Raw genomic sequence first — 11801 nt, 5'->3', positions numbered from 1 at the left:
GGCGCACGCGGCCGCACCGACGTGCCAAGATTGTCGATTGGTACATGGACGGCAAGATCCAGATCGATCCGATGATCACCCACACGCTGAAGCTTGGGGACATCAACAAAGGTTCGACCTCATGCATGAGGGCAAATCGATCCGAAGCGTCGTCGTTTACTGAGGAAAGCCACACGCCGCCGACCAGCAGGCCTGCGACCTCTGTGGTTTACAACATGGGAGGAATGGAATGGCGGAGAAACTGCATCCGAAGATCGACAACGGCCTGCCGAAGGAAAGCGCTTCCTTCTCGGGCGGCACGCTGGTCTGCGCCTGCACCAGCAATCCGGTCAAGGTGAAGGTCAAGGGCCAGATCGCCCATAACCATGCCTGCGGCTGCACCAAATGCTGGAAGCCGGAAGGCGCGATGTTCTCGGTGGTTGCCGTGGCCGGCACCGGCGACGTCACCGTCACCGAGAACGGCGACAAGCTCAAAGTGGTCGACCCCAGCGCGCTGATCCAGCGTCACGCCTGCACCGGCTGTGGCGTCCACATGCACGGACCGGTCGAACGCGACCATGCCTTCAAGGGCCTGTCCTTCATCCATCCCGAGCGCTTCGAGGAGGACGGCTGGTCGCCTCCGGGCTTTGCGGCGTTCGTCTCCTCGATCATCGAATCCGGTGTAGACCCGAAGCGGATGGACGGCATACGCGCTCAGCTGAAGTCGATCGGGCTCGCACCCTACGATTGCCTCAACCCCGGCCTGATGGAAATATCGCCACCTGGACCGCCAAGAAGTCTGGCGCGCTTCCGGCCTGAGAAATTCCGAGATTTCAGATAAGGGGCTGGCCAATGCCGGCCCCTTTCACAACTGGAGACTCGATTGCCCTTACCCGTAATTTACGTCGACGCCGACGCGGCCTCGGTCAAGGCCGAGGTCGAGAAGGTCGCCGAACGGCATGGCGTTGTCGTCACCCAATGGCGGCCAACACCGGCTGGCGCGGCGCGAGGCCGGCCTCGCAATCCGGTTAGTTAGATCCCGATCGCCTCATAGGCATCTGCGATCTGTCGGATTGACGCGACATAAGCGGCGGTTCGGTAATCGCTCAGTTCCGGTTGCTGCTCCATCAGGTCGGCGATGCGCGCCCAGGTGCTGCGCATGACGTCTTCCAGCCCGGAACGAACGAGGTCAATTTCTGCGCCGCCTTCGAGGAACTCCTCGCGGATATCGGCGGGGAATTCCTTCCCGGTCATGCGTTCGAGCGCCGCGGCAATCGTGTGGTTGCGCCGCTCGCGGCGGCGCCTTTCCATCAGGCCGAAGGGAATATGCGTCAGATTCTTCACCCACTCGAAGTAGCTGACGACCACGCCGCCGGCATTGGCGTAAAGATCGGGCAGGATGGTGACCCCTCGGGTGCGGAGAACCTTGTCTGCCCCGAAGGTCACCGGGCCGTTGGCAGCTTCGACGACGAGTTTTGCCTTGATGCGGTCGGCATTCCCCGCATGGATCGCATTTTCCATCGCTGCTGGAATCAGAACGTCGCACGCCTGCTCGATGCCTGTCATATCACCGGGATACGACTTGGCGCCTTCAACACCGAGAATGCTACCGGTTTTGACCTGATACTGCTTCAGCGCCTCTATCGCCAGACCATCGGCATTGGCAATATAGCCATCCCGTTCTGCAACGACGGTCACCCGTGCGCCGTCTTCTTCAGACAGAAACTTCGCGGCATGGTAACCGACGTTGCCGAAGCCCTGAACGATAATGGCGGCACCCTTCAGATCACGCTTGCCGTTAAGACCGGCGGTTCGCGGATCGCGGAGATAGCTCTGGATGGCGAACTGCACGCCCCTCCCGGTTGCTTCGGTTCGGCCGGCAATGCCGCCCTTCGACAGCGGCTTTCCCGTCACGCAGGCGCGCGCATTGATCACATCGGTCGGATTGGCCCGGCGAAACTCGTCCATCATCCAGGCCATTTCCCGCTCGCCTGTGCCGATGTCAGGAGCCGGAACGTTGACGCCCGGGCCTATCAGGCCACGTTTGTTGAGTTCCTGGGTGAAGCGGCGAGTTATGCGCTCAAGCTCCTGCAGCGTCCATTCGCACGGATCAATCTTCAGAGCGCCCTTTGAGCCGCCAAACGGGACATCAACCAGCGAGCATTTGAGCGTCATCAGTGCAGCCAGCGCCTCGACTTCCTCTGCATCGGCATTCGACGCATAGCGAATGCCGCCCTTCACCGGTTCGCAGTGTTCGCTGTGGACCGATCGCCAGCCGATGAAGCTGTACATGCGGCCGCGCAACCTGACGCCGAACCGCACCGTGTAGGTCGAGTTGCACTGCATGATCCGCTCCGCCAATCCATCCGGCAAGTCGAGGAACGTCATTGCATGGCGGAAGTTCTGGTCAACGCTATCCAAAAAGCCGGCAGAATTGTCCTGCATCACTGATACCTCGCCGCCAGACCGTTGGCACTCGCATTCATGCGCTTGCTGCCGCAGTTCGCCTTGCGATGCTCGAGGCGCTGCAGAGGATTCTCATCCGGGATTTCGGTTTGGAGTTTTGACCTTGCAGGCAACGAACGTTTTTCCTTCTGCTCGTGATTGGCGGAATGAGTGTCAGCCCACCGCCCTCTTGATCCATGTCCGGCTTTCAAAGCCGTGGGCCTAAACCAACTCTCGGCACTCTTTGAGCGTGGCTTTGTTCGCATCACCTTCAGCTCGACAGAATGCGCCGAGGCGTATTTCGCGCGAGCAGAGCGTAGATCAGCGTGAACAGCCGCCGAGCGGTGTCGTTGTCGACGCTCACTTTCGCTGAGAGGCGCTCTTTCAGAAGCTCGGAAGCTTCGTTGTGGATGCCGCGCCGGCCCATATCGATTGCCTCCAGCCGTTCTGGACCAGGGTGGCGGAGAGCGTCGTAGTAGTTCTCGCAAATTCTCGTGTAGTCCCTAAACAGGCGGCGGAAGGGAGTAAGCGAGAGATGGTGACTTGCGAGATGGGCGCCGTTTTCGTCGGCGATATGGAGAGCCAAGCGTTCGTCCGCCACTTCTATCCTGAGACGATAAGGACCGCCGCTGTGCCCTTGTGGAATGAACGTGTTGCATTCCAGCAGGGCACCAATCGCAAGGTCGTGCTCACGATCTGGGGCATCTCGACCGCGGAAAGATCGATCAAGCGAAACATCGCAGAGGCGGAATTCTCCGGCGGTCATCACACCGTCCTCGGGCTCACATCGCTTCCACGCACATGGCGACGCCCATGCCACCGCCGATGCACAGCGTCGCCAGACCCTTTTTGGCGCCACGGCGGCGCATTTCGAAGACCAGCGTGTTGAAGACGCGGGCACCAGATGCGCCGATCGGATGGCCGATAGCGATCGCGCCGCCATTGACGTTGACGATCGAAGGGTCCCAGCCCATGCCTTTGTTGACGGCGCAGGCCTGCGCGGCAAAAGCCTCGTTGGCCTCGACCAGGTCGAGATCGCCGACCGACCAGCCGGCCTTTTCCAAGGCCTTGCGCGATGCTGGGATCGGGCCGGTGCCCATGATCTGCGGATCGACGCCGGCGGTTGCCCAGGACACGATGCGTGCCAGCGGGGTGATGCCGCGCCTCACCGCTTCCGCCTCGCTCATCAGCAGCGCGCCGGCGGCACCGTCATTGATGCCGGAGGCGTTGGCGGCGGTCACCGTGCCGTCCTTGTCGAAAGCCGGTTTCAGCTTGGTCATGGCGTCGAGCGTGGCGCCGTGGCGGATGTATTCGTCCTGGTCGACGATGGTGTCGCCCTTCTTGCCCTTGAGTGTGACGGCGACGATCTCGTCCTTGAACTTGCCGGCCTTCTGCGCGGCCTCGGCCTTGTTTTGCGAGGCGAGCGCGAACTGGTCCTGGTCGTCACGGGTGATCTGGAACTGGCGCGCAACGTTCTCGGCGGTGTTGCCCATGTGATAGCCGTTGAAGGCATCCCACAGCCCGTCCTTGATCATGGTGTCGATCATCTTGTAGTCGCCCATCTTGACGCCGGCGCGCAGATGTTCGGCATGCGGCGACAGCGACATCGATTCCTGGCCGCCGGCGACAATCACCTTGGCATCATCGGTGGCGATCTGCTGCATGCCGAGCGCAATGGCGCGTAGGCCCGAGCCGCAAACCTGGTTGAGGCTCCAGGCGGTGGTTTCCTTGGGCAGGCCGGCGAGGATCGAGGCCTGGCGGGCCGGGTTCTGGCCTTGAGCGGCGGTCAGCACCTGACCGAGGATGACTTCGTCGACCTCGGCTGCTTCGACGCCGGAGCGCGCGAGCAATTCTCTGATGACGACGGCGCCAAGTTCATGCGCCGGGGTGGCGGCGAAGCTGCCGTTGAAGGATCCGACCGCGGTGCGGGCAGCGCTGGCGATGACGATGGATGAAGTGCTGGTCATGATCGTTCCTTGGCTGGTTCAAATTGCAGAGGTTGGGCATGCCCGCCGGAGTGCCCCCTGGTCAGTTGACGATCGCTGCTTCGGTGGCGCTGCGGAACTCGTCGTCAGTGACGCCATCGGCAAGCTCCACCAGCTTCAATCCGCCTTCCACGACATCGAGCACGCCAAGGTTGGTGATGATCCGATCGACCACGCCTCGCCCTGTCAGCGGCAGCGTGCAGGCCTTCAGCACCTTCGATTCCCCAGCCTTGTTGGTGTGATCCAAGACCACAACCACGCGCTTCACCCCGGCGACCAGGTCCATCGCCCCGCCCATGCCTTTGACGAGCTTGCCCGGAATCATCCAGTTGGCGAGGTCGCCGCTCTCTGAAACCTCCATCGCGCCGAGGATCGCCATGGCGACCTTGCTGCCGCGGATCATTGCGAAGCTCTGCGCCGAGTCAAAGAAGGCCGAATGAGGTAGTGCGGTCACAGTCTGCTTGCCGGCATTGATGAGGTCGGCATCGATCTCGTCCTCAGTCGGAAACGGGCCGATCCCTAACAGCCCGTTCTCCGATTGCAGCGTCACCCGAACTCCCTCGGGAATGTGATTGGCAACCAGGGTCGGAATGCCAATGCCAAGATTGACATACATGCCGTCCTGAAGTTCGCGCGCGGCCCGCGCCGCCATCTGGTTCCGATCCCAGCCCATGGAACTTTCCCCCACTCAAGCTGCCGCGCGCGTTGTGCGCTGTTCAATGCGCTTCTCGTGAACGCCTTGGATCAGGCGATGCACATAGATGCCTGGCAGGTGAACATGGTCAGGGTCGAGGCTGCCGACGGGTACGATCTCCTCGACCTCGGCGACGCAGATCCTGCCGCAGGTTGCGGCCGGCGGATTGAAGTTGCGCGCCGTCTTGCGAAAGACAAGGTTGCCCGAACTATCCGCCTTCCAAGCCTTCACAATTGATAGATCGGCAACGATCGCGGTTTCAAGCAAATAGGTATGGCCATCGAAGGTCTTGTGCTCCTTGCCCTCGGCGACGATCGTGCCAACGCCGGTCTTCGTATAAAAGCCTGCGATGCCGGCGCCGCCAGCGCGCATGCGCTCGGCTAGAGTCCCTTGAGGATTGAATTCGAGTTCCAGTTCACCGGTCAGGTACTGGCGCATAAACTCGGCGTTCTCGCCGACATAGGACGAGATCATCTTCTTGATCTGCTTCGTCTTCAGCAGCAAGCCGAGCCCGAAATCGTCGACGCCGCAATTGTTCGAGGCGATCGTCAGCTCTTTGGTGCCAGCCTCGCGGATGGCATCGATCAACAGTTCCGGAATACCGCAGAGGCCGAAACCGCCCGCGGCAATGAACATTCCATCGAACAACAGATTCTCCAATGCCGAACCAGCGTTCAAATAGATCTTGCTCATATCAGTCCCTTAATTTGGCCAGACACGTTGAAGAAAGCGCTTTGTCCAGTCACATCATCTACGGTTCATCGTTTTGAGGCGCGGATATTCTCCTGAGTACACGTGGAGAACAGTTCAGTGGATTAAGAGATGAGGCGAGCAACAAGTGTTATTCCCGCGGTTGAAACTTTATGCCGTTCGATGAACCGAATGCTGGCGCGGCGAAGGCAGCACGGTTCATCGGTGGACGGCTTCATATCGACATCACCTTAGGGGCCGTGAAACAACTGCGAGTGGTTGGGTACGGCTGCGCGCTGCGCCTGTCGTCCGCTCGATCGAAAGCACCGATGGTCGATAGCAAGGATATGTACCTGGGTTCTGCCTTCCTCCCTAAGCGCCACCATGACGCGAAACAGGCATAATAGCGACGCGAGCCGAGGGGGCATTCACCACATCAGTTCACCTTCGTTACTCTGAATTCTGTCACCGGCCTAGCAGCGGTCGGGCATTTGGCACGCAGCCCAAGGATATCTCGCGCTTCCTTAGGTGTCGCCGGCTCATGCCCCAGAATATTGATTAGCTGCCGAGCTCGCTCCACAAGCTGCCCGTTAGTGGCGAAAACGCCTCGTCGTAGATATAGATTATCTTCAAGACCGACGCGGATGTTACCCCCAAGCAAGACTGACTGCGCTGCGATCGGGTACTGGTTGCGCCCCGTCCCGAGAGCACCCCAATGAGCGCGCTCCGGCAATAAGCCTTTCATGTAAGCAACTGTGTCGGGCGTCGCCGGTGCATTCCACTTCACGCCTAGGACAAATTGAAATATCGGGTCGTCGGTGATTAAGCCTTCAGCGATCAACTGGTGCGCAAAGCCGATATCGCCAGCCTCAAATACCTCAATTTCTGGCTTAACGCCGAGCTCCTTGAAGCGCCTCGCCATCGCCCGTAGCGTCCGCGGCGTATTTAGGTAAACGTACTCATCGCCGCCATCGCCCTGATTTGATGTCGTGACATCGAGACTCGCAATGTCCGGCCGACACTCTTCAATGTGCGCATATCGAATTTCGGGTGGCGCCACCGTTGTGCCAACTGCCGCGCGCGATTCATCTTCGGGGTCGGGCACAAACCGGGCATTTCCGCCGCAGGTCAGGTTTAAAATGACATCGTCTGACGACTGGCGGATCCTATCAGAAACTTCCTTGAATAGGTCAACATCGTAAGAGGCGGCGCCGGTGGCGGGATCGCGCACATGAACATGGACTATCGATGCGCCAGCGCGTGCGGCTTCAATGGCTGAGTCGGCGATTTCCTTGGGGGTAATCGGAAAACTTGGGTGATCGCGATTGTATTTTGATCCACCCGTGACCGCGCAGGTGATTATGATCTTGCGAGTGCCGAATGGCGTCATTGGCATAAAAGTAGCCCCGTGTTGCTGACGCCCGACAGTAAGATCGAATTCCGGAACAGCGCCACCGCTGTTGAGTTATGACATTCAACTACTCGTTATGCTGGCAGGGCGCATGAGAAGATTAGTCAACCTTGGGGCGGCCTGCTGTTATGCGCAGGGAAGGCCGGCCCGCCTCCGGAACCTGCTGAAAAAGAGACCCAAGGCCGCGACCATCTCGGCAACCATCGCCAGATCCCGCTCAGAGCCCCGGACAGAGGCCGCTCCGGCATCGAAACCCGACCACCCTCGAAGGAGGGTTCGGTGAATAGGCCGGGCTGCATAACGATTAGGGAGCCTGCATAACGGACCGTGGGTTGTCAGACAAACTCCCATGAAAGAGCATATTGCTCACGGCCCTTTGTCAGGAGACTGATCAAAGATCAGCAAGCGAACGGCGCTCGCCCAATCTAAGGAATGGTTATAAGCATGAGCCAAAGAATATTTGAAGGGCTGAAGGTATTGGATTTCACGAACAACGTAGCCGGTCCAGGATCCAGCGCCCTTCTTGCTGACTACGGTGCAGACGTAATCAAAATTGAAAGACCGATATTTGGCGACGATACAAGAAGTTGGGGATCCAGCGTAATTGAAAGCTTCTCCTGGTACACATGGCTCAATCGCGGAAAAAAGTCTGTAACTATTTCACTGACCGACCCGGAGGGACTCGCGATCATCGAAAAGATGGTGGCCGATGCGGATGTCGTCCTTCAGGCATTCAGGCCCGGAGTTATGCGGAGATTCGCGCTGGACTATGAATCCGTAGCTAAAGTCAACCCCAGTGTTGTTTATTGCTCTATCTCTGCGTACGGGCAGACGGGTCCCAAGGCCACAAATGCCGGCTATGACCAGATTGCGCAAGCATACACCGGTTTGATGGATATGACCGGTCAGCCTGATGGCCCCCCTACAAGGGTTAGCATTTCGATGCTCGACCACTCTACTGGCATCAACGCGTTTGGATCGATATGCGCCGCGCTGTATCACCGCGAAAAGACCGGGGAAGGCCAGCATATCGATGTCTCACTTGTTGGCACTGCGTTCAGTATGATTGATATGTTTGAAGAAGTTGCAGAAGCCACTACTTTGGGTATCAGTATTAATAGAACAAGAGTGGGTCGATTTACCGTTTCTCCCGGCGCCGGGACATATCGCGGGAAGGGAAATCAATATTGTGAAATCGCCGCCAATAATGAAAAGCTCTGGAGATTGCTTTGCCAAGCTATGGGGCGCCCGGACCTGATCACCGACCCGAGATCAGACTCCGAGTCGTCGAGAATGAAGAACGCTTCCCTTCTCCATGGCATTATCGAGGACTGGGTGGCGAGCTTTGACGACATCAATGTCGCAGTGGAGAAGCTGGATAAATTCGGTGTTCCCTGCGCCAAGGTTAATTCAATCGGGGATACCGTGGCGGATGAACACCTCTTGGCCAGAGGTGCCATAACCGATGTCCCTGCACCGACGAGTATGCAGGCGCGCGGAGTCAAGACGATACGGGCACGGGGACCCTGGCATATTTTGTCCAAGACGCCTTTACAGATGAGGAAGGCTCCCGACCGTGGTGAGCACAATATCGAGGTCCTAGCGCAGTACGGCCTGAGTGTGGACGAGATCGGAAAACTCCAGGAAAAATGGAATAAGTCTAAATAGGATAACCCTTTGGGTCGGCGGTCATTATCTTTCTTTATGGCTTGCTTATCAGCAGATCACGAAAGAACGGAGATAAGATCAAGGTAATGAACACCGGAACGTGGAATGGAATGAACTCCACGTGTGGTGGCTGCGACAAGCCAGCAACCATCTGACAACTGCTACGCTAGGGCAAGTAATAAGCACTAACTCGAAGGATACCGCCATGACCGCGCTAGTACGCACTCAGCGACACGGACAAATACTTGTTGTAACGATTGACAATCCGCCAGCCAACGCAATCTCTTACCGTACGAGTCGGGAGCTTTATGCTGCATTTGCAGCGTTCCAGGAAGACGACGCCCTACGGGTAGCGATCCTTACAGGTGCCGGGGATCGCATCTTCAGCGGCGGTTGGGATTTGAAGGAGGCCGGCGAAAGCGTAAGCGCCGATTTTTATTATGACCCGCAGGTTGGTAACGGCCCCGGAGGGTTTGGTGGTATAGCGGAGTTTTGGGGCTTGACGAAGCCGGTGATAGCCGCGGTCAATGGCTCCGCAGCGGGTGGAGGCTTCGAGATCACGCTTGCGTGTGACATGATCGTAGCTGCCGAACATGCGCGCTTTCTTCTCCCGGAAACCCGGATCGGGGTTCTTCCTGTGGCTGCGGGCATCCAGCTTCACCGGCGTATGCCGTACAACATTGCAATGCACCTTATGATGACCGGTGAGCCGATCTCGGCGACTGAGGCCGCTAGATGGGGCCTTGTGAATGAGGTAGTTCCGCGGGGAGAGTCCTTGGCTGCGGCGATCCGTCATGCCGAGAGGATCTGTGAATCTGCCCCGCTCGCCATTGAAGGCCTTAAAGAAATCATGCGTCATACATCCCACCTATCTGCAAAGGATGGATATGCAGTAGCGTGGAATCCACCAAGTGAACTGAAAGCATACAGGGCTTTAGAGAAGTCCGAGGATAGTCTCGAAGGACCTCGTGCCTTTTTGGAAAAGCGTAAACCCCAGTGGCGCGGCCGGTAATTAGAAGGCCCCGGAGCCTTTTGGGAGAAAGAAAGCCTAACTTTCAGGGCAAGTAAGTCTCGAGAGTTACGAAATTTTAGGATGAACATGTCACCTCCCGAACTTACGTTCCGAAGATTTAGACGAAAGTCTATTAATATTAGCTTTGCAATACATCAGGTTGCCGTGCCCCGAAATGCGGGTGAAGACAAAGCGAGGATAAGTTCATGAAGGCGCTGTTGAGCAAGGCAGCTGGGGGGCCGCAGACCTTGGTGTTGGAGGACCTGCCCAACCCGGTGGCCGCGCCTGGGTTTGCGGTGGTCGAAGTGAAGGCAGTGGGAGTCAACTACCCCGACGTGCTGATGATCGAGGACAAATACCAGTTCAAGCCTCCCCGGCCATTTGCGCCCGGCGGAGAGATCTCGGGCGTGGTGAAGGAAGTTGGCGCGGGTGTTGTTAATGTTAAGCCAGGTGACCGGGTACTAGGCATGTCCAACTTCGGCGGCATGGCTGAAGAGATGACCATCAAGGCGGCAAACTTGATTCACATCCCAGCCACGATGCCTTTCGACGAGGCAGCAGCGTTTTTCTACACTTACGGGGTCTCCTACTACGGCTTGAAGCACCGCGGCCGCTTGACGCCCGGCGAAAGCCTCCTCGTCCTCGGCGCGGCTGGCGGCGTTGGCCTGGCGGCAGTGGAGCTCGGTCGGGCCATGGGCGGACGGGTAATTGCGGCTGCGTCATCGCAGGAGAAGGTGGACCTGGCACTGGCTCGAGGGGCCGAGTCGGGGATTGTCTATCCACGCGGGCCCTTTGACCGCGAGGGACTGAAAGAGCTCTCCGCGCTGTTCAAGCAGGCTGTACCTCCAGATGGCGTGGACCTGGTCTGCGACCCTGTAGGGGGCGACTACGCCGAGGCGGCGCTGCGCTCGATGGCTTGGGGGGGGCGCTACCTGGTGGTCGGATTCGCCGGCGGCATTCCACGAATTCCTTTGAACCTGCCGCTCCTTAAAGGATTCGCCATTGTCGGAGTCCTCGACAACGGTCGTGATCTGGCGGTGAGCCAGCAGAGCGTCAAGGAGCTTTTGGAGCTGTATGCCGCCGGAATGATCAAGCCGCACATCTCCGAGCGCTTTCCCCTTGCGCGCGGCGCCGACGCCATCGGCCATCTCGCCGCCCGCAAGGCCATGGGCAAAGTGGTGGTCGTGATTTAGAGCGGCATGCGAACGGTGCGACCGGCCGTCGCTCCACCACCGTCACCAGCACGGCAGCCTGAAATGGCCATCCCTGCACCAACCAAAACCGGTTGCGGGCATACGCTGGTCACGGCATTCTTGCCAAAACCGGAGAATTTTCGATGAGCATTGCCCGTCTGCAGAAGGAAACGCTGACCAACCTGCCCTTTATGAGGAGCGCGTCGATCTCGCCTGTGCCTTCCGCTGGACGGCGCGGCTCAACATGCACGAGGCGGTGGCAAACCATTTCTCGCTGGCCGTCAACGATGACGGCACGCAGTTCCTGATGAACCCCAACCAGGTGCATTTCTCGCGCATCAAGGCGAGCGACCTTTTGATGATCGATGCCAACGATCCCGACACGCTCTCCGGTCCGAACGCGCCCGACCCGACGGCGTGGGGCCTGCACGGCGCCATCCATCGCAATGTCCGCCACGCGCGCTGCCTCATGCATGTGCACTCGATCAATGCGACGGTGCTGGCATCGCTCGCGGACTCTCGCCTGCCGCCGAACCAGAATTCGGCGATGTTCTTCGACCGTATGCGCCTCTTCCCAACAACTTAACGGTGCCCTCCTAGTGGTTTACGCCTGACATAAGAGTCCGGCTGGGGATTCCCTTTTGTGAGTGCGCATGCGAGTCTGGCGCATGCGCACAGGAATATTGCTCACCGTTTCTTCGATTGATCGTCAGCGTCTGGGCGC

Annotated in this window: 10 protein-coding genes and 4 pseudogenes; 8 read left to right on the top strand and 6 right to left on the bottom strand. The window is 58.7% G+C overall.

Features of this window, described 5'->3' with window-relative positions; all coding sequences use genetic code 11:
* From NKI21_RS31865 to NKI21_RS31855, 3 pseudogenes are all read left to right on the top strand, one after another.
* Window positions 1-163, top strand: a pseudogene (locus NKI21_RS31865) (S-(hydroxymethyl)glutathione dehydrogenase); the annotation flags it as partial.
* A 66-nt stretch (window positions 164-229) separates the two neighbouring features.
* Window positions 230-798 (top strand): annotated as a pseudogene (gene gfa / locus NKI21_RS31860) (S-(hydroxymethyl)glutathione synthase).
* Window positions 799-862: 64 nt separating this feature from the next.
* Window positions 863-955, top strand: a pseudogene (locus NKI21_RS31855) (YaiI/YqxD family protein); the annotation flags it as partial.
* Window positions 956-1011: 56 nt separating this feature from the next.
* On the opposite strand, the gene NKI21_RS31850 reads toward NKI21_RS31855, so the two are convergent.
* The 5 genes from NKI21_RS31850 to NKI21_RS31830 form a co-directional block, all read right to left on the bottom strand.
* A complete protein-coding gene (locus NKI21_RS31850) occupies window positions 1012-2367 on the bottom strand; it encodes a Glu/Leu/Phe/Val family dehydrogenase (RefSeq protein WP_352869233.1) in 1356 nt (451 codons plus the stop codon).
* 328 nt (window positions 2368-2695) lie between these two features.
* Complete coding sequence (locus NKI21_RS31845) at window positions 2696-3190, bottom strand: UPF0262 family protein (RefSeq protein WP_352869231.1); 495 nt, start codon at window positions 3188-3190, stop codon at window positions 2696-2698.
* Window positions 3191-3206: 16 nt separating this feature from the next.
* A complete protein-coding gene (locus NKI21_RS31840) occupies window positions 3207-4391 on the bottom strand; it encodes an acetyl-CoA C-acetyltransferase (protein ID WP_352869229.1) in 1185 nt (394 codons plus the stop codon).
* A 61-nt stretch (window positions 4392-4452) separates the two neighbouring features.
* On the bottom strand, window positions 4453-5082 hold the full coding sequence (locus NKI21_RS31835) for a 3-oxoacid CoA-transferase subunit B (protein WP_352869226.1): 630 nt from the start codon (window positions 5080-5082) through the stop codon (window positions 4453-4455).
* 15 nt (window positions 5083-5097) lie between these two features.
* Window positions 5098-5796, bottom strand: a complete 699-nt coding sequence (locus NKI21_RS31830) for a CoA transferase subunit A (protein WP_352869224.1) — start codon at window positions 5794-5796, stop codon at window positions 5098-5100.
* A 170-nt stretch (window positions 5797-5966) separates the two neighbouring features.
* Here NKI21_RS31830 and NKI21_RS31825 point away from each other — a divergent pair, with 170 nt between their 5' ends.
* On the top strand, window positions 5967-6197 hold the full coding sequence (locus tag NKI21_RS31825) for a hypothetical protein (RefSeq protein ID WP_352869221.1): 231 nt from the start codon (window positions 5967-5969) through the stop codon (window positions 6195-6197).
* Window positions 6198-6229: 32 nt separating this feature from the next.
* Here NKI21_RS31825 and NKI21_RS31820 read toward each other — a convergent pair whose 3' ends face one another.
* A complete protein-coding gene (locus NKI21_RS31820) occupies window positions 6230-7183 on the bottom strand; it encodes a beta-keto acid cleavage family enzyme (protein WP_352869219.1) in 954 nt (317 codons plus the stop codon).
* Window positions 7184-7648: 465 nt separating this feature from the next.
* On the opposite strand from NKI21_RS31820, the gene NKI21_RS31815 reads away from it, so the two are divergent.
* The 4 genes and pseudogenes from NKI21_RS31815 to NKI21_RS31800 all read left to right on the top strand — a co-directional run.
* Window positions 7649-8872, top strand: coding sequence for a CaiB/BaiF CoA transferase family protein (locus NKI21_RS31815; RefSeq protein WP_352869217.1), 1224 nt, complete (start codon window positions 7649-7651; stop codon window positions 8870-8872).
* 205 nt (window positions 8873-9077) lie between these two features.
* Window positions 9078-9884: an enoyl-CoA hydratase-related protein gene (locus NKI21_RS31810; RefSeq protein WP_352869215.1), complete on the top strand. Its 807-nt coding sequence runs from the start codon at window positions 9078-9080 to the stop codon at window positions 9882-9884.
* 206 nt (window positions 9885-10090) lie between these two features.
* Entirely contained in the window at window positions 10091-11077 is a 987-nt protein-coding gene (locus tag NKI21_RS31805) for an NADPH:quinone oxidoreductase family protein (protein ID WP_352869212.1), read from the top strand.
* 143 nt (window positions 11078-11220) lie between these two features.
* Window positions 11221-11639 (top strand): annotated as a pseudogene (locus NKI21_RS31800) (class II aldolase/adducin family protein); the annotation flags it as partial.
* Window positions 11640-11801 lie beyond the last annotated feature (162 nt).

The organism is Mesorhizobium sp. M0715 (assembly GCF_040320355.1).
GTDB lineage: Bacteria > Pseudomonadota > Alphaproteobacteria > Rhizobiales > Rhizobiaceae > Mesorhizobium.
The sequence above is the reverse complement of the archived record's forward strand: the minus strand, read 5'-3'. Positions and strand labels throughout refer to the sequence as shown.

What these genes read in the sequence shown, in the direction of transcription:
- NKI21_RS31845 (WP_352869231.1), bottom strand. Translation starts at nt 3,190, where the DNA reads ATGACCGCCGGAGAATTCCGCCTCTGCGATGTTTCGCTTGATCGATCT.
- NKI21_RS31830 (WP_352869224.1), bottom strand. Translation starts at nt 5,796, where the DNA reads ATGAGCAAGATCTATTTGAACGCTGGTTCGGCATTGGAGAATCTGTTG.
- NKI21_RS31810 (WP_352869215.1), top strand. Translation starts at nt 9,078, where the DNA reads ATGACCGCGCTAGTACGCACTCAGCGACACGGACAAATACTTGTTGTA.
- NKI21_RS31820 (WP_352869219.1), bottom strand. Translation starts at nt 7,183, where the DNA reads ATGACGCCATTCGGCACTCGCAAGATCATAATCACCTGCGCGGTCACG.
- NKI21_RS31805 (WP_352869212.1), top strand. Translation starts at nt 10,091, where the DNA reads ATGAAGGCGCTGTTGAGCAAGGCAGCTGGGGGGCCGCAGACCTTGGTG.
- NKI21_RS31850 (WP_352869233.1), bottom strand. Translation starts at nt 2,367, where the DNA reads ATGACGTTCCTCGACTTGCCGGATGGATTGGCGGAGCGGATCATGCAG.
- NKI21_RS31815 (WP_352869217.1), top strand. Translation starts at nt 7,649, where the DNA reads ATGAGCCAAAGAATATTTGAAGGGCTGAAGGTATTGGATTTCACGAAC.
- NKI21_RS31840 (WP_352869229.1), bottom strand. Translation starts at nt 4,391, where the DNA reads ATGACCAGCACTTCATCCATCGTCATCGCCAGCGCTGCCCGCACCGCG.
- NKI21_RS31825 (WP_352869221.1), top strand. Translation starts at nt 5,967, where the DNA reads ATGCCGTTCGATGAACCGAATGCTGGCGCGGCGAAGGCAGCACGGTTC.
- NKI21_RS31835 (WP_352869226.1), bottom strand. Translation starts at nt 5,082, where the DNA reads ATGGGCTGGGATCGGAACCAGATGGCGGCGCGGGCCGCGCGCGAACTT.